Annotated in this window: 22 protein-coding genes and 1 pseudogene; 20 read left to right on the forward strand and 3 right to left on the reverse strand. The window is 66.6% G+C overall.

Going from position 1 to position 24,638, the window contains the following annotated elements:
• Positions 1-788: 788 nt before the first annotated feature.
• The 7 genes and pseudogenes from ACFU4Z_RS35290 to recN form a co-directional block, all read left to right on the forward strand.
• Positions 789-1,865: pseudogene (locus tag ACFU4Z_RS35290) on the forward strand (hypothetical protein); the annotation flags it as partial.
• A 781-nt stretch (positions 1,866-2,646) separates the two neighbouring features.
• Complete coding sequence (locus ACFU4Z_RS35295; protein ID WP_379072458.1) at positions 2,647-3,168, forward strand: MepB family protein; 522 nt, start codon at positions 2,647-2,649, stop codon at positions 3,166-3,168.
• A gap of 163 nt (positions 3,169-3,331) precedes the next feature.
• A complete protein-coding gene (locus tag ACFU4Z_RS35300; RefSeq protein ID WP_379072460.1) occupies positions 3,332-4,240 on the forward strand; it encodes an HAD-IIA family hydrolase in 909 nt (302 codons plus the stop codon).
• Between the two features lie 13 nt (positions 4,241-4,253).
• Positions 4,254-4,550, forward strand: a complete 297-nt coding sequence (locus tag ACFU4Z_RS35305) for a hypothetical protein (RefSeq protein ID WP_379072462.1) — start codon at positions 4,254-4,256, stop codon at positions 4,548-4,550.
• 1 nt (position 4,551) lies between these two features.
• Positions 4,552-5,373, forward strand: coding sequence for a TlyA family RNA methyltransferase (locus ACFU4Z_RS35310; RefSeq protein ID WP_379072464.1), 822 nt, complete (start codon positions 4,552-4,554; stop codon positions 5,371-5,373).
• Positions 5,370-6,380: an NAD kinase gene (locus ACFU4Z_RS35315; RefSeq protein ID WP_379072466.1), complete on the forward strand. Its 1,011-nt coding sequence runs from the start codon at positions 5,370-5,372 to the stop codon at positions 6,378-6,380. The genes ACFU4Z_RS35310 and ACFU4Z_RS35315 overlap by 4 nt, the downstream gene beginning before the upstream one ends.
• Complete coding sequence (gene recN, locus ACFU4Z_RS35320; protein WP_379072468.1) at positions 6,358-8,127, forward strand: DNA repair protein RecN; 1,770 nt, start codon at positions 6,358-6,360, stop codon at positions 8,125-8,127. Before ACFU4Z_RS35315 ends, recN begins: the two co-directional genes overlap by 23 nt.
• A 77-nt stretch (positions 8,128-8,204) precedes the next feature.
• On the opposite strand, the gene ACFU4Z_RS35325 is transcribed toward recN, so the two are convergent.
• On the reverse strand, positions 8,205-8,624 hold the full coding sequence (locus ACFU4Z_RS35325; protein WP_379072470.1) for an SRPBCC family protein: 420 nt from the start codon (positions 8,622-8,624) through the stop codon (positions 8,205-8,207).
• A 588-nt stretch (positions 8,625-9,212) separates the two neighbouring features.
• On the opposite strand from ACFU4Z_RS35325, the gene ACFU4Z_RS35330 reads away from it, so the two are divergent.
• The 13 genes from ACFU4Z_RS35330 (at position 9,213) to der (ending at position 23,411) form a co-directional block, all read left to right on the forward strand.
• On the forward strand, positions 9,213-10,022 hold the full coding sequence (locus ACFU4Z_RS35330) for an endonuclease/exonuclease/phosphatase family protein (protein ID WP_379072472.1): 810 nt from the start codon (positions 9,213-9,215) through the stop codon (positions 10,020-10,022).
• A gap of 205 nt (positions 10,023-10,227) precedes the next feature.
• Complete coding sequence (gene steA, locus ACFU4Z_RS35335; RefSeq protein WP_379072474.1) at positions 10,228-11,433, forward strand: putative cytokinetic ring protein SteA; 1,206 nt, start codon at positions 10,228-10,230, stop codon at positions 11,431-11,433.
• 100 nt (positions 11,434-11,533) lie between these two features.
• Positions 11,534-12,478 (forward strand): copper transporter, encoded by a 945-nt coding sequence (locus ACFU4Z_RS35340; protein ID WP_379072476.1) that lies wholly within the window; start codon positions 11,534-11,536, stop codon positions 12,476-12,478.
• Between the two features lie 235 nt (positions 12,479-12,713).
• Positions 12,714-14,435, forward strand: coding sequence for a CTP synthase (locus ACFU4Z_RS35345; protein ID WP_379072478.1), 1,722 nt, complete (start codon positions 12,714-12,716; stop codon positions 14,433-14,435).
• Positions 14,435-15,094, forward strand: a complete 660-nt coding sequence (locus ACFU4Z_RS35350; RefSeq protein ID WP_379072480.1) for an NUDIX domain-containing protein — start codon at positions 14,435-14,437, stop codon at positions 15,092-15,094. The genes ACFU4Z_RS35345 and ACFU4Z_RS35350 overlap by 1 nt, the downstream gene beginning before the upstream one ends.
• A 14-nt stretch (positions 15,095-15,108) precedes the next feature.
• Positions 15,109-16,065, forward strand: a complete 957-nt coding sequence (xerD, locus tag ACFU4Z_RS35355) for a site-specific tyrosine recombinase XerD (protein WP_379072482.1) — start codon at positions 15,109-15,111, stop codon at positions 16,063-16,065.
• Positions 16,066-16,249: 184 nt separating this feature from the next.
• Complete coding sequence (locus tag ACFU4Z_RS35360) at positions 16,250-16,714, forward strand: cupin domain-containing protein (protein WP_379072484.1); 465 nt, start codon at positions 16,250-16,252, stop codon at positions 16,712-16,714.
• A 275-nt stretch (positions 16,715-16,989) separates the two neighbouring features.
• Positions 16,990-17,865 carry a ParA family protein gene (locus tag ACFU4Z_RS35365; RefSeq protein WP_379072549.1) on the forward strand — a complete coding sequence of 292 codons (876 nt, stop codon included), beginning with the start codon at positions 16,990-16,992 and terminating at the stop codon, positions 17,863-17,865.
• Positions 17,862-18,806, forward strand: coding sequence for a segregation and condensation protein A (locus ACFU4Z_RS35370; RefSeq protein ID WP_379072486.1), 945 nt, complete (start codon positions 17,862-17,864; stop codon positions 18,804-18,806). The genes ACFU4Z_RS35365 and ACFU4Z_RS35370 overlap by 4 nt, the downstream gene beginning before the upstream one ends.
• A 185-nt stretch (positions 18,807-18,991) precedes the next feature.
• Positions 18,992-19,636, forward strand: coding sequence for an SMC-Scp complex subunit ScpB (locus ACFU4Z_RS35375; protein WP_379072551.1), 645 nt, complete (start codon positions 18,992-18,994; stop codon positions 19,634-19,636).
• 9 nt (positions 19,637-19,645) lie between these two features.
• Positions 19,646-21,256 carry a pseudouridine synthase gene (locus tag ACFU4Z_RS35380; protein WP_379072488.1) on the forward strand — a complete coding sequence of 537 codons (1,611 nt, stop codon included), beginning with the start codon at positions 19,646-19,648 and terminating at the stop codon, positions 21,254-21,256.
• A gap of 65 nt (positions 21,257-21,321) precedes the next feature.
• Positions 21,322-21,999, forward strand: coding sequence for a (d)CMP kinase (cmk, locus tag ACFU4Z_RS35385; RefSeq protein WP_379072553.1), 678 nt, complete (start codon positions 21,322-21,324; stop codon positions 21,997-21,999).
• Complete coding sequence (gene der, locus ACFU4Z_RS35390) at positions 21,996-23,411, forward strand: ribosome biogenesis GTPase Der (RefSeq protein WP_379072490.1); 1,416 nt, start codon at positions 21,996-21,998, stop codon at positions 23,409-23,411. Before cmk ends, der begins: the two co-directional genes overlap by 4 nt.
• An 83-nt stretch (positions 23,412-23,494) precedes the next feature.
• On the opposite strand, the gene ACFU4Z_RS35395 is transcribed toward der, so the two are convergent.
• The gene (locus tag ACFU4Z_RS35395; RefSeq protein ID WP_379072492.1) at positions 23,495-24,214 is read right to left on the reverse strand and encodes a DUF998 domain-containing protein; all 720 of its coding nucleotides are present in this window, start codon (positions 24,212-24,214) and stop codon (positions 23,495-23,497) included.
• Positions 24,211-24,456 carry a hypothetical protein gene (locus tag ACFU4Z_RS35400; RefSeq protein ID WP_379072494.1) on the reverse strand — a complete coding sequence of 82 codons (246 nt, stop codon included), beginning with the start codon at positions 24,454-24,456 and terminating at the stop codon, positions 24,211-24,213. Before ACFU4Z_RS35400 ends, ACFU4Z_RS35395 begins: the two co-directional genes overlap by 4 nt.
• Between the last annotated feature and the right edge of the window lie 182 nt (positions 24,457-24,638).

Raw genomic sequence — 24,638 nt, forward strand, 5'->3', positions numbered from 1 at the left:
CCATTCCGAACCCGGAAGCTAAGCCTGCCAGCGCCGATGGTACTGCACTCGACAGGGTGTGGGAGAGTAGGACACCGCCGGAACATCATTCGCGATAGGGGACCCAGAATCTGGGTCCCCTATCGGCGTTTGGGCACCTTGCCGTGCTCATCGCGCGCCTCCGCGTCCATGCCCCACCATCGACACGTGATTCAATTTGTGGGGCCCCGACCACTTCTTGCGGAACCTAGAAAGGGATCACCGTGTCGGAACAGAACGACAACCGGAAGTCCTTCCGGCGTGACACCCCCGCCTCTGGTTCAGGCCAGCGTGGTGCAGGCGGCGAGCGCCCCGCACGTGGTGGCGACTCGTCCTCGAACACCCCCGAGCGTGATCGCACCGGCGGCCAGAGCTCGCAGCAACGTGGTGGATTCAAACGCAGCGGTGATTCCGGCCAGCGCGGCGGCTCAGGCGAGCGTGGTGGATTCAACCGTGGCACTGACTCCGGCCAGCGCGGCGGGTCCAATCGCGGCAGTGACTCCGGTGGCTCCAGCCACCGTGGCGACTCGGCGGGCGGCTTCAAGCGCGGCGAGGATTCGGGTGAGCGCGGCGGTTTCAATCGCAGTGGTGGTTCCGGCCAGCGCGGCGGCTCCGGCGATCGAGGTGGTTTCAACCGACGAGATGATTCCGGCCCGCGTGGGGGATCAGGCGAGCGTGGCGGGTCCAATCGCGGCACTGACTCCGGTCAGCGTGGCGGTTTCAATCGCGGTGGTGACTCCGGCGAGCGTGGCGGTTTCAATCGCGGCGGTGATTCGGGCCAGCGCGGCGGATTCAACCGTGGCAGTGGTGATTCCAGTGAGCGCGGTGGCTCCAGCCGTGGCGGTGATTCGACCCAGCGTGGCTCCGGCGATCGGGGTGGTTTCAACCGTGGCGGTGATTCGGGCCAGCGTGGCGGTTTCAATCGGGGTGGTGATTCACGAGGCGGTTCCACCGATCGTGGTGCCAACCGCCCTGATTCCGGTCAGCGCGGTGGTTTCAAGCGCAGTGATTCCGGTGAGCGTGCAGGCTTCGGCCGGTCCAGCGAGCGTGGCGGATCGGATCGCGGGTCGTTTCAGCGTGGGGACGGCCCGTCGGAGGACCGTCGTCGTGGTGGCGAGGGCGCGCGCGCGGGAGGCGGCGGCCAGTCGTCGGATCGACGCCCGCCGCGGCCCGAGGAGCCGGATCTGCCCGACGACATCCAGGCCTCAGATCTCGAACCTGCGGTCCGGCGTGACCTATTGAGCTTGGACAAGACCAATGCGGAAGCTGTCGCCCGCCACCTGGTCATGGCGGCCAGGCTGATCGACGACGATCCCGGCCTCGCGCTGGCGCACGCCCGTGCGGCACGGCAACGCGCAGGCCGCATTGCCGTGGTTCGCGAAACCGCGGGTGTCACCGCCTACCACGCGGGTGAGTGGGCCGAGGCGCTCTCCGAGCTGCGTACCGCCCGCCGGATGTCCGGTGGCTCGGGTCTGCTCGCGGTGATGGCGGACTGTGAACGCGGTCTCGGCCGCCCCGAGCGCGCGATCGAACTCGGCCGCAGCGACGAGGCCCGTGGTCTGAGCGGCGATGAAGCTAGTGAGCTGCGCATTGTGGTCGCCGGGGCCCGCATGGACCTCGGCCAGTACGACCAGGCCGTGGTCACCTTGCAGACTTCCGATCTGGACCCGTCCCGCACCGGCTCCGCCGCCGCCCGACTGTTCTATGCCTATGCCGACGCACTCGTCGCCGCGGGCCGAACCGACGACGGACTCACCTGGTTCCTCAACGCCGCCTCCGCCGACCTGGATGGTGAGACCGACGCCGAAGACCGCGCGGCCGAACTGACCGGCGAGACCGACATCTGACCGCGGGATCGGTGTGGTACGGAAATCTCCGGCGAGACCGGCTCTCGAGTGCCGTCACAGCGCGATGCGGAGCTGACCAGCACCACCAGCGTCCGCGTGCCGGTGCGGTGCAGACCGGAACTGCCCGCGGACTCGAGCGTCTGAGCGCCGCCGAGTGCGATGCGGAACCGACCAGCTGTGCCGACTTGCTTGTGAGTGCTGGTGGACTGCAGAACGGCGCTCTCCGGCGACTCGGGTTTCTGAGCGCCGCCGGAGCGCGTTCCGCAGCCGCGCGGCAGCTCCGGCTTCCGAAGGTGATCGGAGCGAAGCGCGGACCTGATGAATAGGACAGGCTTCAGGGTGCCGGCGTCGTGTGCTGCGGAATGGACCGGCGGCGCAGGCATGTGAGTGCTTGTGGAGTGCGGTACGGAACTGTGCGGCGACTCCGCCTCACGAAGGCGGGTGGAGTTGAGCGTGCATCTGATCAGCGACACGGGGTTCCGGGTCGCAGTGCGCCGCGGAATAGACCAGCGGCGGAGGCTTGTGAGCGCAGGTGGAGTGCCGAGCGGAATGTTCTGGCAACTCTGGTCTCTGAGTGCTGTCAGAGCGCCGCGCGGAACAGGCCTGCGGGGTGGGGGCTAATGAGGGCAGGTGGGGTGCCGAGCGGAATGTTCTGGCAACTCTGGTCTCTGAGTGCCGTCGGAGTGCGGCGCGGAATAGGCCTGCGGGGGAGGCTTGTGAATACTGGTGGGGTGCGGAGTGGAATGTTGTGGCGAGATCGGATTTCAGGCAGAGTCCGGTAGTGCAGGTGGAACCTTGGTCGGCCCACGATGATCTGGCTGCCGCGAAAGCACTGATATTCGAGCCTCTCGGGCTCGATTGTTCTGTGCCGGTAGTCGAGTCGGAGAGCGCCGAGTACGCGGCACACTCTTTCACGCTGGACGGCCGGTCGGTGCGGTTTCGAGTCGGCAAATCGACGCCGACGAAAGTCGGTCAGTTCGTCACCGTGTGGCAGCGCGGGGTGGGCGGACCGATCCGGCCGTTCGATGTCACCGATCGTGTCGAGCTGTTCGTCATCAGTACCCGCGCGGGAAGCCACTTCGGCCAGTTCGTTTTTCCTGGCGCCGTGTTGCGTACGAAAGATATTGTCTCCATTGACGGTTCGGGTGGCAAGCGCGGGTTTCGGATTTATCCGCCATGGGCGGACACCACGAACCGTCAGGCCCGTGCCACACAGGCGTGGCAGCTCGAGTACTTCCTGCACGTGCCGCCAGACGGGGTCGTGGATCTCGCCCGGGCACGGTTGCTCTACGGTCGGCCGTGACCGACGCCGACGGCTGTTCTGTCTGTCGAGCGGTGGGCGTAGTGTGCTGTGTGCTTCCGAGAGCTGCGGCCGCGTGCCGGCCCGCGGAGCAGATCGCCGGGCAATGGAGCATGGGCGGAGAGTTCGGCAAGGGCTGCCGACGGTGACATGGAGTGAGAGTGGTGTGAAGCGGCTACGAGATCGCTACGAAGCCCTACTACTGGATCTGGACGGCACGCTGTACCGCGGACCCGAGGTGATCGAAGGCGCCCCTGACGCGCTGGCGAATTCCGGCGTGCCGCAACGGCTCGTCTACGTCACGAACAATGCGAGCCGAGGGCCGGACGCGGTCGCCCAGCACCTGGCCGAGCTCGGTTTCCCCGCGACGACGGACGATGTCGTGACCAGCGCGCAGGCGGCGGCCCGGCTGCTTGCGGAGCGACTCGACTCCGGTGCGACCGTCTTGATCGTCGGCACCGATGATCTCGCCGCGGAGGTGGATGCCGTTGGTCTGCGTTCGGTCCGCCGGTTCAACGGCACCGCGCCCGATGCTGTCGTACAAGGACATTCGCCGGCTACCGCCTGGCCGGATCTGGCCGAGGCGGCCTACGCGCTGAGCGCTGACGCCCTATGGGTCGCCGCTAATACCGACAAGACTTTGCCGAACGAGCGCGGATTCGCGCCCGGCAACGGCGCCATGGTCGCGGCCTTGCGGGCCGCCTCTGGTCGCGCGCCTCTGGTGGCCGGAAAGCCCTACGCGCCACTCATGGAGGACGCCTTGGTGCGGGCGGGCACCCGCAGCGCGCTGGTCGTAGGGGACCGCCTCGACACCGACATCGAGGGCGCCAACCGGGTCGGCCTCGATTCGCTGCTGGTTCTGACCGGCGTGAGCACCCTCGACGAACTGCGCGACGCCCCGGCTGACCTGATCCCGACCTATGTGTCGGAATCGCTGGACGCATTGAATCACCCGCCCGTGGCGGGCGAACCGGACCCGGCCGCGACCGACTTGGTCGTCGACTTGACCACACGCTTGCGGCGTAACCCAGGACGAGCCGTGACGGTCCGCGCGTCCGGTTCGGAAATCCGATAGCGTTGACATCACGATGAGTACTCCGATGCCCCGCCCATATGGACCCGGTATGAACGGCCCCGGCTCGAACGGACCCCGCCCGGGGGTCCCGATGCCGGGCCAGCATCTGCCTGGCGCACAAGGGCGCCCGGAACCGGCCGATCCCGCTCGGATTCGCGCCGATGTCGAGAGCCTGCTCGCCGAGCTCGGTTCGCGTGCCGGTCAGCCCGAGGGCGCCGAAACCGGCACCGACATCACGCGGCGGGCACGCATCCTGGAGCAGGCACACGAGGTGCTGGTTCAGGCCTTGGCCACGGTGGACAAGATCTGAGGTGGCCAGGCGCGCGCGGGTGGACGCCGAACTGGTTCGCCGCGGGTTGGCGAGATCGCGGGAACACGCGGTCGAGCTGATCGGCGCGGGCCGCGTCCTGATAGCTGGAACGGTCGCGGTGAAACCGGCGACCGCCGTCGAAACAGGCACCCCGCTGGTGGTGCGCGACGAACCGGACGAGGTGTCCTGGGCGTCGCGCGGTGCGCACAAGCTCCTGGGCGCGCTCGAAGCGTTCGAACCCGAGGGTTTGACGATCGCGGGTAAGCGCTGCCTGGACGCGGGCGCGTCGACCGGTGGGTTCACCGATGTGCTGCTCTCGAGACACGCACGCGAGGTCGTCGCCGTGGACGTCGGCTACGGCCAGCTGATCTGGCGGCTGCAGAACGATGAACGGGTGCGGGTCTTCGATCGCACCAATGTCCGCGGCGTGACCCCCGAATCGATCGGTGGCACGGTCGAGCTTGTGGTGGGCGATCTGTCGTTCATCTCCCTCGGCCTGGTGCTGCCTGCGCTCGCCGCCTGTTCTGCGTTGGGCGCAGACCTGCTGCCGATGGTGAAACCCCAGTTCGAAGTGGGTAAAGAACGGGTGGGTTCCGGCGGTGTCGTGCGCGATCCGGCCTTGCGTGCCGAAGTGGTGCGCGATGTCGCGGCCGCGGCCGCGGGGTTGGGACTGCGCACTCGAGCGGTCGTTGCCAGCCCGCTGCCCGGCCCGTCGGGCAATGTCGAATACTTTCTGTGGCTGCGTAAAGACGGGCAGTTCGAGTACGACGGCGAGCAGGTCGCGGCCCTCGTCGAGCGTGCGGTTGAGGAGGGTCCACAGTGAACGCGCAGGCACCGGCCGAGTCCGGTGGCCGGGAGATTCTGCTGGTTTCGCATCCCGGCCGCGCGGAGATCATCGAAACCGCCCATCGGGTGGCCAAGATCTTCGCCGATGCTGGGATCGGGCTGCGGGTGCTGGCCGATGAGGCCGAAGGCACCCGGTTCGATGTCGATCTCGATTGCGAGGCACCGGGGCCAGGCTCTTCGGCGGTGGCAGCGCCCGGCGGTTACCCGGTCCGGGTGGTCGAGCACTGCCCGGATGCGGCGGTGGGTTGTGAGATGGTGCTCGTTCTCGGTGGTGACGGCACTTTCCTGCGTGCCGCCGAACTGGCGCGGCCCGCCGCGGTGCCGGTGCTGGGAATCAATCTGGGCCGCATCGGTTTCCTCACCGAGGCCGAGGCCGAGCATCTGGACGAGGCGCTGGCCCAGGTGGTCCGCAAGGATTACCGCATCGAGGATCGGATGACGATCGACGTCACCGTCCGTGTGGATGACGAGATCGTCGAAACCGGTTGGGCGTTGAACGAAGCAAGTATCGAGAATGCCGCGCGGATGGGTGTGCTCGAGGTGGTGCTGGAGGTCGACGGACGGCCGGTGTCGCAGTTCGGCTGTGACGGCATCCTGATCTCGACGCCCACCGGTTCGACCGCGTACGCGTTCTCCGCGGGCGGCCCGGTGGTGTGGCCGGAACTCGAAGCGCTGCTGGTGATTCCGAGCAATGCGCATGCCCTTTTCGCACGCCCGCTGGTGACGAGCCCGGAGTCGCGTATCGCCGTGGAATCCGTTGCGACGGGACATGATGCGATAGTTTTCCTCGACGGCAGGCGTACCCTCGCGCTGCCGAAGGGTGGGCGGGTCGAAGCGGTCCGCGGCGCCGAGCCGGTGCGCTGGGTGCGGTTGGATTCCGCGCCTTTCGCGGATCGGATGGTGCGCAAGTTCCAATTGCCCGTGACAGGCTGGCGTGGCCGACGGCGAACGGAGAGCACACGTGCTGACAGAGATCAGGATTGATGGCCTTGGCGTTATCTCGACCGCCACTGCGCAATTCCATGAGGGTCTGACAGTTCTCACCGGTGAAACCGGTGCGGGCAAGACCATGGTGGTCACGAGCCTGCACCTGCTCAGCGGCGCGCGGGCCGATGCGGGCCGGGTGCGGCTCGGTGCCGCACGCGCCGTGGTGGAGGGTCGCTTCACCGTTGACGACGTCAATGACGCCGCGCGCGCCGAAGTCGGGCAGGTGCTGGAATCGGCTGCGGCGGAGGCCGATGACGACGGCAGCATCATCGCGATCAGGACAGTCGGCAGTGATGGTCGTTCGCGCGCCCATCTCGGTGGCCGCGGTGTGCCCGCCGCGGTGCTCGCCGATTTCACCGCGCCGCTGCTCACTGTGCACGGCCAGAACGACCAACTGCGGCTGCAGCGCCCGGACCAGCAGTTGTCCGCGCTGGATCAGTTCGCCGCCGACACGGTCGGACCGTTGCTGCGCAAGTATCAAGTGCACCGGCGGTCATGGCTCGATGCCCGCACCGAACTCATCGAACGCACCGCGCGCAGTAGAGAACTCGCGCTGGAGGCCGACCGGCTCAAGCATTCGCTCACCGAAATCGATGCCATCGCACCAGAGCTCGGTGAGGATGTGCGCATCGTGGACGAGGTGCGCAGGCTCAGTGACCTGGATTCCCTGCGCGAGGCGGCAGTGACCGCGCATGACGCACTGGCCGGTTCTCCCGATTCGCCCGAAGACGGTTCGGGCGCACTGGAATTGCTCGGTGTGGCACGGGCCCGCGTGGAATCGGCCGACGACCCGGCCCTGACCGCGCTCGCGCCCCGTCTGGAGGAGGCCATCGCGCTGGTGGTCGATCTGACCACCGAACTCAGCAGCTATCTTTCGGACCTGCCGTCGGATCCCGGCGCACTGGACTCGCTGCTCACCAGGCAGGCCGAACTCAAGACGCTCACCCGCAAATACGCCCCCGACGTCGACGGGGTAATCGCATGGGCGGACGAGTCGCGCACCCGGCTCGGCTCGCTCGACGTTTCGGAAGAGGCTTTGACAGCCTTGGCCGCCGAGGTGGACATCGCCGCCGAACGCGTCAGGGAGGCGGCGCGCAAGCTGACTGCCGCGCGGACGAAGTCGGCGGGCAAGCTCGCCGCCGCGGTGAGCGCCGAACTAGGCGGGCTGGCGATGGGTAAAGCGCGGCTCGAGGTCGAGGTGCGTCCGGTGCCCGCGAGCCCACAGGATTCCGCGCCGCTGACGGTCGACGGAGAAGAGTTGCACGCGGGATCATCCGGCGTGGACGAGGTGGAGTTCCGGCTGTCCGCGCATTCCGGCGCACAGTCGCTGCCTTTGAGCAAGAGTGCGTCCGGTGGTGAACTCTCGCGCGTGATGTTGGCTCTGGAAGTGGTGCTCGCCAGTTCGGACCACGGCGCGACGATGGTGTTCGACGAGGTCGACGCCGGCGTCGGCGGCCGGGCGGCGGTGGAGATCGGCCGCAGGCTCGCGCGTCTCGCCCGCACCCATCAGGTGATCGTCGTGACCCACTTGCCGCAGGTCGCCGCCTTCGCCGACACGCATCTGGTGGTGGACAAATCCGACGACGGCAAGGGCAAGGTCAACAGTGGCGTCCGCGCGCTGACGAAAGATGAGCGAGTGATCGAATTGGCCCGCATGCTGGCGGGGCTCGACGACACCGAGACCGGCCGAGCCCACGCGGAAGAGCTTCTCGAGACCGCCCGCTCCGAACGCGCGTCGGCCTGACAGCTGCCTCGTGCGTCCGGATGCGCACCCCTGGGATCGGCAGCGGGCGCGGATCCCAGAGAGGTGCGGTTATCCGCTCAGCGGACGGCCTTCTGCGCGGCGCGGATGAACTGGGAGATGAGGTTGCGCAGCCCGAACTCCAGGATCTTGGACGGTACGGGCAGGCTCGGCTCGGATTCCATCGTGTAGGACACCAGGGTTCCGTCGGCGGCGTCGGTGAAGGTGACGACACCGACGTGCCGCTTCACCGGAGCGCCCTTGACGATCTTGTACTCCATGCGCTCACCCGGCACCAGCGTGGTGATCTCTTCGGTGACGCCGAGCGGCCCGACGCCGATCAGGTGCTGCGCACCGACGCCTTCGCGCTCGGTCAGTCCCGGCTTGATCAGCTTGACCTGGACCGGAAGGTAGGGGCTGATGCTCTCGCGCTCGGCGAAAAGGCGGTACACGATCTCGCGCGGGGCGGCGATGACAGCGTCGACGGTGGTGCTGGCCATGAATGTCTCCTCTTAGAGATATCTGTGACCCGCAGCATACGGGTACTGTCCGGGGCCCCAGGATTCCTGTACCGCGGATCGTGATCCTGTCCGATTGGTAGCCGAGGTGCGACAGGCCGAAAGCCCTTCGGCGCGAACGGATTGCGGTCGAGTCGGCTAAGATGTGAATAGCACCCCAGGTAATATTTCGCGTGCCTCGCAGAGTCGAGGACGGCGTCCGGACTGTATGGCGTTGCCGCAGGTTGTATCTCATGGCGAAGGGATTGCACGCTGTTCGGTGTCGAGGCCGCTCGGTCGGCGAGACAGATCTGCGATCGGGTCGACGCGAAGCTGCAGTCCTTCGCATGTTTCGACTCCGACGGTCTGCGTCACGTCAGTCGCCACACTGATCGAACAGCGAGTCATCTCTCTGCTGCCGACCGCGCCAGCCGTGCCTCGGTCGCTGAGCAGGGGGTTTCCTTCGCTGGGAATAGGGGGGTCTCGCTTGCGAAGAGCCCAGAGCGGGAGTCCGAGTACTGGGAGTCGATCGGGTTTCCGCCTTCCAGAACGGCCGCAGAAAGGGCTGATCCCTACCGACCTTTGCGAGTAGTGACATTCAATATCGCCGGTGGTTATCCGATCAAATCGACAGCGGGTCTCGACTACGAGGGCGACGGGCCCAATCTGGATTACTTCGCGATGCTGTTCGATAGGCTCGACGCCGATGTCATCCTGATTCAGGAGGGAGAGGTGGGCCCGGCCGGTTCGACTGCCCGGAAATTGGCCGAACGAGCCGGCTATGGACACGTTTTCGAATCGAAGGTGTGCCCCACGCACCTGAGTGCAGCGAAAGACACGGAATTGTCCCTCGCTGTGCTCAGCCGGCTACCGATCGACGCAGCCGAAGCGATTCGGCTACCGACCCCAATGACCAAATTGGTTTTCAGGGGTGAGCCGACTGTGCCTTACCCTCGCTGGGCCCAAAGTGTCGACATTCTTGGGGTCAACTTCTGGCAAATGTTTCCGAACCCGCATGGAGTAATGAAGGCGAGTTACGAACATGGTGCCGGTGCAGGGGATGCCGCAGCCATCGCACAGACCATGAAGTCCAATATCAAGAGCCCGGCGATTTTGGGGGCAGACTTCAACACCGAGAACCCGGCAAAAGTATATGGCAAAACTTTCGATGAACTCGGAGTGAAGTTGTCGTTGCCTCCTGAGACGAAAACCGTATTTTGGGATCGCAACCCGGATCAGATCGGGGCCACGCGAGAATTCGAGACTGTCGCTAGTGGCGCGGGAAAGTCCACGACGGATCACTTTCCTGTGTGGGCGGACTACGAGATCAAGGATCCGGACATTCGCGAACGGGTGGCCGAAGCGCGGCGGGAGCAAGCGAGGTACACACTCGCCAGCTAGGGCCGGACTGGTTAGGCCGATCGTGATGGGCGCGGCCGAGGTCGCACCGGCAATCGATGATCGTTAGGGGAAGCCGGATCTTCGCCGTTGCGTCCGTCGAGTGGTTTCCACGCGATGTGACGGGCTGGTATCACAGTGACGAATGTGGCCGATGATTCGGCGCGCCTCCATCAATGGTTGAGATTTAGCGGCCATTATCGGGCTCATGAAGATGTTGGCATTGTTGTCGAAGAACACCGAAACGCTGCCAGGGCTTACCGGCATCGCCCGGGTCGACCGCAACACCCGGCGTCTACTCAAGCGGGTCGGGCCCGGTGATGTGGTGGTGCTGGACGAGATGGATCTGGATCGGCTCACTGCCGATCGGCTCGTCGAAGCTGGTGTGGTCGCGGTGGTGAATACCTCGCCGTCGATTTCTGGTCGTTATCCGAATCTCGGCCCGGAAGTGTTGGTGGCCAACGGAATACTACTGCTGGACACAGTGAGCTCGGATGCGTTCAGCAAAATCAAGGATGGCGCCAAGGTTCGCGTCAACGAGGGCATCGTCTACGCGGATAAGTTGACCAGGAAAGAGCCCGAGGTCCTTGTCGAGGGCATCGAATTGACAGAAGCCGGCATTACCGATCGGATGCTCGCGGCCCGCAACGGTCTCGCCGATCATCTCGAGGCATTCGCGGGCAATACCATCGAGTTCTTCCGCACCGAGAGCGCGCTGCTTATCGATGGCATCGGCGTTCCGGAACTCGACCTGGCGATGAAGCATCGGCACGTCGTCGTGGTGGCCGACGGTCCCGACCACGCCGACGAACTGAAGGCCCTCAAGCCCTTCATCAAGGAATACGCGCCGATCATGGTCGGCGTCGGCCGCGGCGCGGACACCCTGATGAAGCAGGGCTACCGGCCCGACCTCATCGTCGGCGATCCGGACGAAATCACCACCAGCGCCTTGAAGTCGGGCGCCGAGGTGATCCTGCCCGCCGACACCGACGGTCACGCCAAGGGCCTGGAGCGCATTCAGGATCTCGGTATCGGTGCGACGACCTTCCCGTCGTCGGGCTCTCCTGCCGACCTGGCGCTGCTGCTGGCCCACCATCACGGCGCGTCGCTGATCGTGACCGCAGGCGCCGCCGCATCGCTGGACGACTTCTTCGATCGTGGCCGCCGCGACAGCAACCCCGCGACTTTCCTCACTCGGCTCAAGGTCGGCGCCAAGCTGATGGACGCCAAAGCCGTTGCCACGCTGTATCGCAACCGCGTGTCGGGCACCGCGATCGCGATGATCGTGCTCGCCGCGATGATCGCCGTGATCGTCGCGATGCTCGCCTCCCACATGGGCGGCGAGGTGTTGGATTGGGCCATCGCCACGTGGAACCGCTTCGAGCTATGGGCGCAGGGCCTGGTCGGCAAATGATCGGGCGAAAGACTGCCCAGGAGGGGCTGATGAGACACGATCGCGCAGTTCTCATCAGCCCGGCCGGGTGTGGATATACCGCAGAAACCCAGGAGCGTCGATGATTTCGCTACGTCAGCACGCCGTTTCTCTGGTCGCGATCTTCCTAGCGCTCGCCGTCGGGGTGGTGCTCGGCTCGCAGACGGTGGCGGCGGATCTGCTGCACGGGTTGCGTACGGACAAGACCGATCTGCGCAAGCAGGTCGACACCATCTCCGAACAGAACCGCCGACTAACCGACGAGTTGAATGGCACCGATCGTTTCACCGCAGGCTCTGCGGGCCGGATCCTCGCAGGCACCCTCATCGACCGCCGCGTCGTGGTGTTCACTACCCCCGACGCCGACCCCACCGACATCGACGCTGTCACCAAGGGGCTCGACACCTCCGGCGCCTCGGTGACAGGCAAAATCGCACTCACCGACGCCTTCCTCGATACCACCGAGGGCGACCGCCTGCGCACCACCCTCACCAACGTCATCCCCGCGGGCGCTCAGTTGCGCAGTGGAGCGGTCGATCAGGGCAGCATGGCGGGCGATCTGCTCGGCCTCGTGCTGTTGCTCGATCCCGCGAACTCGCAACCCCGCAGCACCCCGCAGGAGTTGGGCCTGGCGCTGGAGACGCTGCGCGGCGGCGGCTTCCTCGCCTATGGCGATACTCCGGTCGATCCGGCGCAACTCGCGGTCGTCATCACCGGCGACGGCGCCCGCTCCAGCGAGAACGGTCAGGGCTCGAACATCGCCCGTTTCGCAGGAGCCCTGCGCGGTCGTAGCGCGGGAGCTGTCCTGGCGGGCCGTTCCGGAGCCGCCGACGCACCGGGCCCAGTCGGCGCCATCCGCTCCGACGCGGCCCTGGCCACCACCGTCACCACCGTCGACAACCTCGACCGGGAAATCGGCCGGGTCACCACCGTCCTCGGCCTCAGCGAGCAACTGAACGGCGGCGCGGGCCGCTACGGCACCGGCGCCAAGGCGAATTCCCTCACCCTCGTCGCCCCGCCGCACTGACCACTCTCGCGAACCTTCGACCGATGCGTGCTCCGCGATACCGTGCCCGTGCTGAGGCGACCTCTCTCACAGTCGTGGTCAGGGTGAATCGGTGCGGTGACGCGGCTTCCGGCAGTCGCACCAGAGCTACGCTGTGAACACTGTCGGCAGCGCGCGCAATCCAAATGCAGCGACCTGGTGGCAAACGCGCGTGTGGTGCGATCTGAACTACGGATTCGTGTTACCGTGAAGACCCGTGGGTCAAACACGGATTCAGGCGCGAACAGCGACGAAACACATCTTCGTCAGCGGTGGTGTCGCCTCCTCATTGGGTAAAGGTCTTACCGCCTCCAGCCTCGGTCAGCTGTTGACGGCGCGCGGGCTGCGCGTCACGATGCAGAAACTCGACCCGTACTTGAACGTCGATCCCGGCACCATGAATCCGTTCCAGCACGGAGAGGTGTTCGTGACGGAGGACGGCGCCGAGACCGACCTGGATGTCGGTCACTACGAGCGGTTCCTCGACAGGGACCTGTCCGGCGACGCGAATGTCACCACGGGGCAGGTGTATTCGTCGGTGATCGCCAAGGAGCGGCGCGGCGAGTACCTCGGCGACACGGTGCAGGTCATCCCGCACATCACCGACGAGATCAAGAGCCGCATCCTCGCGATGGCAGGCCCTGATCTGGAGGGACACGTCCCGGACGTGGTCATCACCGAGATCGGCGGCACGGTCGGCGACATCGAGTCGCAGCCGTTCCTCGAGGCTGCCCGTCAGGTGCGCCACGACGTGGGCCGGGAGAACGTTTTCTTCCTGCACGTGTCGCTGGTGCCGTACCTGGCGCCGTCGGGCGAACTCAAGACCAAGCCGACGCAGCATTCGGTGGCGGCGCTGCGCAGCATCGGCATCCAGCCCGATGCGCTCATTCTGCGCTGCGACCGGGATGTGCCGCAGGGCCTCAAGAGCAAGATCGCGCTGATGTGCGACGTCGACGTGGACGCCTGCATCTCCACCCCGGACGCACCGTCGATCTACGACATTCCGAAGGTGCTGCATCGCGAGGGCCTCGACGCCTACGTGGTGCGCAAGCTCGGGCTGCCGTTCCGCGACGTGGACTGGACCGTCTGGGGCGATCTGCTCGATCGCGTGCATTCGCCGCGTGAAACTGTCGAGGTCGCGCTGGTCGGCAAGTATGTCGATCTGCCGGACGCCTACCTGTCGGTGACCGAGGCGCTGCGCGCGGGCGGGTTCGCCTCGCGGGCCAAGGTCAACATTCGCTGGGTGCAGTCCGACGACTGTGAGACCCCGGCGGGTGCGCAGGCCGCGCTGCGTGATGTGGACGCGGTGCTGATCCCCGGCGGGTTCGGCATTCGCGGCATCGAGGGCAAGGTCGGCGCGATCCGGTACGCGCGAACACGGGGTCTGCCGCTGCTCGGCTTGTGCCTCGGTTTGCAGTGCGTGGTGATCGAAGCCGCGCGTTCGGTCGGTCTCGCCGAGGCGAACTCGGCCGAATTCGAGCCGGATACACCGCATCCGGTGATCTCGACCATGGCCGACCAGCAGCAGGTCATCGCCGGTGAGGCCGATCTCGGTGGCACCATGCGCCTCGGTGCGTACCCGGCCACCCTGGCCAAGGGCTCGGTGGTCGCGCAGGCCTACGGCGCCGAGCAGGTCTCCGAGCGGCATCGGCACCGGTATGAGGTGAACAACGCCTACCGCGACAAGATCGCGACCAGCGGGCTGCGGTTCAGCGGTACCTCGCCGGACGGGCATTTGGTCGAGTTCGTCGAGCTACCTGCCGACAAGCACCCGTTCTTCGTCGCCACCCAGGCGCACCCGGAACTGAAGAGCCGTCCGACCCGCCCGCACCCGCTGTTCGCCGCGCTCATCGCGGCCGCGCTGAAATACAAACTGGCCGAGCGACTTCCGGTCGACCTGCCGGAAGAAGAGCTCGCGGACGCGGATCAGGGATCGTAATGACCGAGCGCGGGGGTGGACCGGGTAGCCACGATTTCGAGACGGTGTCCAGCAAGACCGTCTACAGCGGTGCGATCCTCGCGCTGCGGCTGGACCAGGTGGCAATGCCGGGTGGCCGGGTCGTCGAGCGTGAGGTGATCGAGCACCACGGTGCGGTTGCCGTCGCGGCGATCGACGACGACGACAATGTGGTGCTGATCCGGCAGTACCGGCACCCGCTCGGCACCCGGCTGCTCGAGCTGCCCGCCGGGCTGCTCGACCTGCCGGGTGAGGATCCGCTCGACGCGGCCGAGCGTGAGCTCGCGGAGGAGACCGGTCTGGCCGCACGGGAGTGGTCGGTGCTGGTGGATGTCGCGCTGTCGCCCGGCTTCACCGATGAGGCGTTGCGGGTCTACCTCGCGCGGGATCTCTACGAAACCCACCAGCCCGAGCCGGAGAACGAGGAAGCCGACCTGGAGCTGGTCCGGATGCCGGTCGATGCGGCCGTCCGTGCCGCATTGGCGGGTGAGATCGTCAACGCGACGGCGGTTGCCGGGGTGCTGGCGCTTGCGGCGGCACGGGCGGGCAGCGCTGAGCTACGACCTGCCGACGCGCCGTGGCCGGGTCAGCCCACTGCGTTCCTCCGCCGCAAGTCGGCTCAGCAGCAGTCCGAAGACTGACCGGGGATTCGGCGGTGCTCGCGCGGGAGATCGACGCCTATCTCGACCATCTCGCGGTCGAGCGCGGCGCCGCGCGGAACACTCTCGGCGCATACCGCCGTGACCTCGCCCGCTACCGGGATTTCCTCGGCGGTCGCGGTGTCATCGGGCTCGACGCGGTTGCCGAGTCCGATGTCGCCGAGTTCACGATGGCGTTGCGGGCAGGAAGTGCCGGCCATCCACCGCTGGCGGCAGGCTCGGTGGCCCGCGCACTGATCGCAGTGCGCGGGCTGCACCGGTTCGCGGCGGCCGAGGGCCTCACCACGACTGATGTCGCACATGCCGTGAAGCCGCCTACACCGGGCAGGCGGTTGCCCAAAGCGCTGCCCTACGACCAGGTGCTGCGGTTGCTGGAGGCCGCGGGCGGTGGCCCGACGGACGCCGAGGATTCCGACGCGGCCGGAACGGATGGCGGGCCGCGCGGCCTGCGTGATCGGGCACTGCTCGAGCTGCTCTATTCGACCGGCGCGCGGATCTCGGAGATGGTCGGGCTCGACGTCGACGATCTGGACGCTGATGAGCGCGCGGTGGTGCTGCACGGCAAGGGCGGTAAGCAGCGCATGGTGCCGATCGGCAGGCCCGCTCTCGCCGCAGTGGACGCGTACGTGGTGCGGGGCAGGCCGGTGCTCGCCGCGAGCGGCAAAGGCAATGCGGGCGCGCTGTTCCTGAACGCGCGCGGGGGCAGGCTGTCGCGGCAGACGGCCTGGCAGGTTCTGCAGACGGCCGCCGAACGGGCCGGCATCGGTGCGACAGTCTCGCCGCACACGCTGCGGCATTCGTTCGCAACACATCTGCTCGACGGTGGGGCGGATGTGCGCGTGGTCCAGGAACTGCTCGGGCACGCGTCCGTCACCACGACACAGATCTACACGTTGGTCACCGTCAACACCTTGCGCGAGGTCTGGGCCACCGCGCATCCACGCGCGCGTTAGACGGGCGCGGCCCGGGACGCGAGACCCGGGGTATCTCAGGCGAATTCAGCCCGGCCTCTCGGCGGAATTCGGCCTTCCTTGTGCGTCGAGGAAGAAAATGGACCTCGGTCCGGTTGTTTTTCCGTGTCGGGCCCGCGCTGCGTCGGCTCGGCAATGTGTCGGTTGAGCGAATGAGGTGAGTTGAATGTCAAAGGCTTTCATCGTCCACGAGTCGGACGTCGAAGCGGTGTCGCTGCCCGGCGGCGGTTCCTTCCGGCTGCTGGAGGACAGCGAGACCTCCGATGGCCTGTTCGGAGCCAATCGGCTCGTCCTGCAGGCGGGCGCGAACGGAACCCGGCCGCATCACCACACCAAGTCGACGGAGATCTTCTATGTGCTGGCGGGAACCATGGAATTCCTTGTCGACGGCGAACTTCAGTCGGTGTCCACAGGTGGCCTGGTCGTGGTCCCGCCGGGCACGGTGCACGCGTTCGGTGCCTCGGCAGATGGCCCGGCAGAGTTCCTGGCGGTGCTCACACCGGGTATCGTCCGGTTCGAATACTTCCGGCAACTCGGTCGCATCGCGCGAGGCGAGGCGGATTGGGAAAGTATGGACGAGCTGCACGACCGGTTCGACGTCCATTTCGACGGCGGACCCGAGTGGCGGTGAGAGAGTGAGAGGTAACGTTTTCACTGCGAACACGCCGCGCTGAGGCGCGGTAGTTGGACACAGTCAAGCGGTAGCGTTCTTTCGAGAGCTGGACCGTACGAAAGCGAGGTCGGGCCCGATCGGCCTCGCTACGCTCGGCGAGGCAACGGGTAGGAACGTATAAGGAGCAGCGGATCGTGACGACAGCCAGTGCGGCAGAGCCGCCGATCAGTGCTGGGGCGCAGCCGCTTACGGGTACCCCGCAGGGGCCGTACTCGGCGGCCGCGGCGGAGACGCTGTGGGGCAATGGCGCTGAACCGGTCCCCGACGACGCGGCGCTCGGCCCCACCGGGCGGCCACTGCGTGTGGTTCCCGACCCGGCTCCGCTCGAGCGGCACGGCGATGCCCTGATCGTCGCCATGTGCAATCAGAAGGGCGGCGTCGGCAAGACGACCTCGACCATCAACCTCGGTGCCGCGCTCGCCGAGTTCGGCAGGCGGGTGCTGCTCGTCGATCTCGACCCGCAGGGCGCGCTGTCGGCGGGATTGGGTGTGGCCCACCACGATCTCGATCTGACGGTGCACAACCTGCTCATCGGCTCCAAGGTGTCCATCGAAGATGTGCTGATGCAAACCCGCGTCGAGAACCTGGACCTGCTGCCGAGCAATATCGACCTGTCGGCGGCGGAGATCCAGCTGGTCAACGAGGTGGGCAGGGAGCAGACGCTGGCGCGGGCGCTGGAGCCGGTGCGCGACCGCTACGACTACATCCTCATCGACTGCCAGCCGTCGCTCGGTCTGCTCACGGTGAACGCGCTGGCCTGCTCGGACGGTGTGATCATCCCGATGGAATGCGAGTACTTCTCGCTGCGCGGGCTCGCACTGCTCAACGACACCGTGGAGAAGGTGCGCGACCGGCTCAACCCGAGACTCAGCCTCTACGGCATCGTGGTGACCATGTTCGATGCGCGGTTACTACATTCGCGCCAGGTCATGGCGCGTGTTGTCGAGGTGTTCGGCGAGCTGGTCTACGACACGGCCATCTCACGCACCGTCCGGTTCCCCGACGCCAGTGTCGCGGGCGAACCCATCACCACGTGGGCGTCGAAATCTGCTGGGGCCGAAGCATATCGGGCGATGGCGCGGGAAGTCATCCACCGGTCCGGCCGGTGACGGGAGCGGCTGAGCCGGCGCCATCGTCAACCACAGAAACGCTCGGCTCGGAGTCTGTCGCCGGCACGGGCGATTCGGGCGGGCCGGACCAGCAGACCGGATTCCATCTGCGGCTGAGTAATTTTCAGGGACCGTTCGATCTGCTGCTCACGCTGATCAGCTCGCGCAAGCTCGATGTCACCGAGGTGGCGCTGCATCAGGTCACCGATGAGTTCATCGCCTACACGAAGGCATTGACGGCGGCGCTGACAGCGAGCGCGGAGGGCGGCAAGCAGGAGGCGTTGCGTGCCGACAAGATCTTGGACCAGACCACCGAATTCCTGGTCGTCGCAGCCACGTTGCTCGACCTGAAGGCGGCCAGGCTGCTGCCGTCGGGGGAGATGACCGACGCCGAGGACCTCGAACTGCTCGAGGCGCGCGACCTGTTGTTCGCGCGTTTGCTGCAGTACCGCGCGTTCAAGCAGGTGGCCGAGCTGCTCGGCGAGCTGGAGGCCGTCGCGCTGCGACGTTACCCGCGTGCCGTCGGGCTGGAGGAGCGTTTCGCCGAGCTGCTGCCCGAGGTGACGCTGGGGGTCGACGCCCACGAATTCGCTGCCATCGCCGCCGCGGCGTTCCGGCCGCGGCCAGTGCCCAAGGTCGGCCTCGACCACCTGCACTCGCACGCCATCTCGGTCGTAGAGCAGGCCGCCATCGTGCTCGAAATGCTGAAACTGCGCGGACCCGGCGGCTGGACCACCTTCGGTGAACTGGTGGTCGACTGCGACGTGCCGATCCAGATCGTGGCCCGCTTCCTGGCCTTGCTGGAGCTGTATCGCGGCAAAACGATCGAGTTCGACCAGCCCGACCCGCTCGGCCCGCTCTCGGTCAGCTGGATCGGCGACCCGAAGGACGACACCGTGCAGACGGCCGACGCCGTGACTATCGAGGAGGACTACGGGTGAGCGAGAACGGCGACGCCAACGCCGGCATTTCGGCGGGCGATGCTCGAGCCGCGGGTGCGATCGCGGGCAACGACGGCACCGCTGCACAGAGTGGGCCGAGCGCGGATCCCGAGGGCGGCGACGCCGAAACGCGGGCAACGACGGCTGCGAGCGAGCACGCCGGGGACGACTCCGCGGGCGACGCAGTGGCGGAGTTCACCCCAGCGTCGCTCGACGACGACGAATTCCGGTCGGCGCTGGAGGCCATGCTGCTGATTGTCGACGCTCCGGCCCCGGTAGAGTTGCTGGCAGACGCGTTGGCGGACACTCCGACGCGGGTCGATCGCACGCTGCGGGAAATGTCGGCGGAACTGTCCGCGCGGGGTAGCGGTATCGATCTGCGTTTCGTCGGGGACGGTTGGCGCTTCTATACTCGCAGCGAGTACGCGCCGTATGTGGAACGGATGCTGCTCGACGGCGCCCGGTCGAAATTGACGCGGGCGGCGTTGGAAACGCTGGCGGTGGTGGCATACCGTCAGCCGGTGACCCGAACCAGGGTCAGCGCGGTGCGCGGCGTGAACGTCGACGGGGTGATGCGAACCCTGCTGGCTCGGGGATTGATCGCCGAGGCCGGGGTCGACCCGGAGACGAACGGTACGCAGTACTGCACGACCGAACTGTTCTTGGAACGGATCGGACTCCCGTCGCTGACCGATCTGCCGCCACTGGCGCCCCTACTTCCGGGCGTCGACCTGATCGATGAGATCAACGAGAGCCTGGACACGGATCCCCGTTACACCAGGCTGAGGAAACCAGCCGAGGCCGATTTGGACCTCGGCACCGAGGACTGACAGGACAACATGAATACGCCCGCTCGCCGAGATGGCACACCGGATCGTAGAAAACGAAGCGACCAGCCCACCAGAGGCGGCGCAGGCCGTGACGCAGGCTCCCGAGGAGCCCGTTCGGCACAACGGGGAGAAACACAGCGCGGAGCTTCCTGGGGAGGAAGTGAACGCGGATCTTCGCAGAGTGGGGGTTACCGGGGCGGTTCGCAGGGGAGTCAACGGGGGAGTTCGCACGGAGAGGGCGGCCATCGCGATTCGTCGCAGGGCGGCGGCTATCGCGGTGGTTCGCAGGGTGGTCAGCGTGGTTCCGCACAAGGCGGCGGCTACCGCGGCGGCGCGCAAGGTGAAAGCGGCTACCGTGGTTCGTCGCAGGGCGGCGGCTATCGAGGTTCGCAGGGTGAGGGTGGCTATCGCGGTGGTTCGTCGCAGGGTGGCGGTTACCGTGGCGGTTCGCAGGGCGAGGGCGGTTATCGCGGGTCCTCGCAGGGTGGTTCCGGTCAGCGTGGTTCGTCGCAGGGTGGCGGTTACCGTGGCGGTTCGCAGGGCGAGGGCGGTTATCGTGGGTCCTCGCAGGGTGGTTCCGGTCAGCGTGGTTCGTCGCAGGGTGGCGGCTACCGTGGCGGTTCGCAGGGCGAGGGCGGATACCGCGGCTCCTCACAAGGCGGTGCCGCGCAACGTGGTTCGTCGCAAGGCGGATACCGCGGCTCCTCGGAGGGCGGCGCCGCGCGTCGGCCCGCACAGTCTCCGACGGCTGGGGCGAGCGCACGCAAGGCCAAGAATCCGAAGCCGGAGCGCAAAGTTGTCGCGCCGACCCTGCTGAACAACGCCAAGCCTGCCAAGCGGCAGCACGTCGAGCCCGTCGCCGAAAGTCACGTCAAACTGCCTGCGGGTGAAGGCGAACGGTTGCAGAAGGTGCTCGCCAAGGCGGGCGTCGCCTCGCGCCGCGCCGCCGAGGAAATGATCGAGCAGGGTCGTGTCGAGGTCGACGGCGCCATTGTCACCGAGCAGGGTCTGCGGATCGATCCGCAGACCGCCGTCGTCCGTGTCGACGGTACCCGCGTGATGGTGCGCGAGGAACTCGTCCACATCGCGCTGAACAAGCCGAAGGGCTGGCAGTCCACGATGTCCGACGACCTCGGACGTCCCTGCGTCGGCGATATCGTCGCCGAGCGCATCGCGGCCGGGCAACGCCTGTTCCACGTCGGTCGGCTCGACGCCGACACCGAGGGCCTGCTGCTGCTCACCAACGATGGTGATCTCGCCCACCGGCTCATGCATCCCTCGTTCGAGACGCCGAAGACCTACCTGGCGACGGTGAACGGCGAGGTCAACAAGTCGATCGGCAAGCGTCTCAAAGACGGTATCGAGCTGGAGGACGGCCCCGCGAAGGTCGACAAGTTCCAGGTGCTCGAGCTGGGCGAGGGACGTTCTCTGGTGAAACTGGTGTTGCACGAAGGGCGCAAGCACATCGTGCGCCGACTGCTCGATGCCGTCGGCCACCCGGTGACCCGGCTGGTGCGCACCAATATCGGTCCGGTCGCGTTGGGCGATCAACGGCCCGGCACACTGCGTGTGCTCGGTCGCGATGAAGTCGGCAAACTGTATGAGGCGGTGTCGTTGTGAACGGTGTGGAGATTCCGGTCGAGGCCCCAGGGCAGATATCGGGCACTTCGCCACTTGTCGTCGCGATGGACGGACCTTCGGGCACCGGAAAATCCAGCGTCTCGCGTCGTCTGGCGACTCGTTTGGACGCCAGCTACCTGGACACCGGCGCGATGTACCGCGTGGCGACGCTGCGCGTGCTGCGCGCAGGCATCGAATTGACCGACACCGCGGCGATCGGTGTGGCTGTCAAGGAGTTGCCGCTGACGATCGGCACCGACCCGAGCCGGGAAGTCATCCTGCTCGACGGTATCGATGTGTCGGCGGAGATCCGCGGCGATGCCGTCACCAAGGCCGTTTCCGCGGTGTCCGCCGTGCCGGAGGTGCGTGATCTGCTGGTTGCTCTGCAGCGCGACATCACCTCCACCGCACAGCGAATCGTGGTCGAAGGCCGCGATATCGGCACCGTCGTGCTGCGGGACGCGGACGCCAAGATCTACCTCACCGCCTCGGCGGAGGCGCGCGCCGAGCGGCGCAACCAGCAGAACATCCGCGAGGGCCGCGGCGACGACTACGAGGCCGTGCTCGCCGACGTGCAGCGTCGCGACAACCTCGACTCGACCCGTAAGGTGTCGCCGCTGCGTCCCGCCGAAGACGCGGTGCTGGTCGACACCAGTGACATGAATATGGACGAAGTCATCGACGAGCTGTTTCGCGTTGTGCGCCGGCAGGTTTCGACGAGCCGGATGGGAGGTGCCAAATGAGCGAGGATGTTCTCGCTGGTGACGGCGTATGGAGCGATGAATCCGATTGGGAGATGGTCGATCTCGACGGTGAATTCGATGTCGACGCGCATATCCCGATGCCGACCCTTGCTGTGGTCGGCCGCCCGAACGTCGGCAAGTCGACGTTGGTCAATCGGATCATCGGTCGTCGCGAGGCGGTCGTGGAAGACATTCCCGGTGTCACGCGCGACCGGGTGTCCTACGAAGCGAACTGGTCCGGTCGCAAGTTCCTGGTTCAGGACACCGGTGGCTGGGAGCCCGACGCCAAGGGCCTGCAGCAGTCGGTGGCGCGCCAGGCCGAACTGGCCATGAGCACCGCCGACGCGATCCTGCTCGTGGTGGACGCGGTGGTCGGCGCGACCGCCACCGACGAGGCCGCGGTCAAGAAGCTGCGTCGGGCCAAGATCCCGGTGATCCTGGTTGCCAACAAGGTCGACGATCAGAAGGTCGAATCCGAGGCCGCCGCCCTGTGGTCACTCGGTCTCGGCGAACCGCGCATGGTTTCGGCCGCGCACGGTCGCGGCACCGGTGACCTGCTCGACGACGTGCTCGCCGTGCTCCCGGAAACCCCGCGTGAGGGTTCGGGCGGCACCGGTCCGCGCCGGGTGTCGTTGGTCGGCAAGCCGAACGTCGGCAAGTCCAGCCTGCTCAACAAACTGGCGGGCGACGAGCGCTCGGTGGTGCACGATGTCGCCGGCACCACCGTCGACCCGGTCGACTCGCTGGTCGAGTTGGGCGGCAAGGTCTGGAAGTTCGTCGACACCGCGGGTCTGCGCCGCAAGGTCTCCCATGCCAGTGGCATGGAGTTCTATGCCTCGCTGCGCACCAAGTCGGCACTGGAGGCATCCGAGGTCGCGATCATGCTGGTCGACGCCTCTCAGCCGATCACCGAACAGGACCTGCGGGTGATCAGCATGGTCGCGGACTCCGGTCGCGCGCTCGTGCTCGCCTTCAACAAGTGGGACCTCGTCGACGAGGACCGCCGCCTGCAACTCGATCGCGAAATCGACCGAGACCTGGTCCGGGTGCCGTGGGCGCAGCGGGTGAACATTTCCGCTCACACCGGCCGTGCAGTCCAAAAGCTTGTCCCCGCAATGGAAACCGCCCTGGAATCCTGGGACAAGCGCATCCCCACCGGCCGCCTGAACAACTGGCTCAAGGAAGTGGTGGCGGCAACCCCGCCGCCCATGCGCGGCGGTCGCCTGCCCCGCGTCCTGTTCGCCACCCAGGCGACGACGCGCCCGCCGACCTTCGTGCTGTTCACCACCGGCTTCCTGGAGGCGGGCTACCGGCGCTTCATCGAGCGCCGGCTGCGTGAGGAGTTCGGCTTCGACGGTTCGCCGGTGCGGGTATCGGTCCGCGTGCGCGAAAAGCGAGAGCGCAAGAAGTAGGCCGGACGGCGACGGAAACATTTGTCGCCATGGGTCTTTCAGAGGGGCGTGCGCCGGTGGCGTGCGTCCCTCTGCCGTGCAGGCTATGTCCCGTTCGGCGGACGGTCAGGACAGTGCGGGTCGCACGGGCGCGAGAGCAGCACGACGCCGGTGATGATTCGCCACCAGACGAAGGGATCTATGGCGACTCGTTCGGCGGCGCCGGTTCCGAGGCCGAGATGTGTGCTGGTGAGTGCGGCGAGGACGCCCACAATGCTCACGGCGAGCAGCGCGAGGGTGATTGCGGTGTAAGTGCTGTGCGACCGGTAGAGGTGGGCGACAATGGCCATGATCACGATGCCCGACAGCAGTTCCAGGTAAGCGCCCAGCGGGTGTAGGGCGGCGCGAACGTGGCTGCCGCCGGGGATCTCGCCGGAGCTTCCGGGGAAGGTTCCGACGAGGACTATGCCGAGGCAATTGATCCCGGCCAGGTATGGAAGTGCCTTCCCGAGTGGGGTTTTCGGCAGCATCGGCGACAACAAGATGGCGGCGGCGAGCAACAGGATGCCGAGCAGTACGAACTCGGCGGACATCAGCGCGTGCCACGGCGAGCAGATGTAGCGGCTGCTCAATGTGCTGTCGTCGTATCGGCGCGTGTCGCCGAGACATTCGGGGACGCCGAGGTCGCTGATCATATTCTGCGACCAGCTATAGGCGTGGGGTTCAGGCCATCTGGCGGCGACGATCAGTTCGACGATGTAGTAGGAGATCGTCAGGATGAGAAGGGTCGCCCCGGCTTTCCGGCCCGTGCTCGACAGTGTCATCGGCTGTACGTGGTCGCCGTGGCGGGTATGCCCGCGAATCGGTTGTCGATCCACGCCGTCCAATGCTCGCCACCGGCGGCGAATGCCTGGTGGCCGCCCGGTAGTGCCTTGTCTTGCATCAGGATGATGATTCGGCGCATCTCGGCGACTACCTGACTTTCCAAGCGGGTGTTGACCAGGACGGTGTCTTTCGGCAAAGGCAGGCCAAGGGCTGCGCCCGCGCGGAGTTGAGCGCGTCGCACCCCGACGAGGGCGTATCCACAGGGGTGCCCCTGCCGGGTCCGTCGAAGCCCTGGCAATTCGTCATGACCTTGGCTTTGTGGTCAGTGAACGGAATGGCCGCGATCACCACCGCGGAAGTCGACAGGAGTGGCATTTCTCGGTCGCAAAATCACTCGCTCCTTCGCCGGAACCGGCGTCCGGT

Origin of the sequence: Nocardia sp. NPDC057440, from assembly GCF_042802915.1 — a bacterium.
Taxonomy (GTDB): domain Bacteria; phylum Actinomycetota; class Actinomycetes; order Mycobacteriales; family Mycobacteriaceae; genus Nocardia.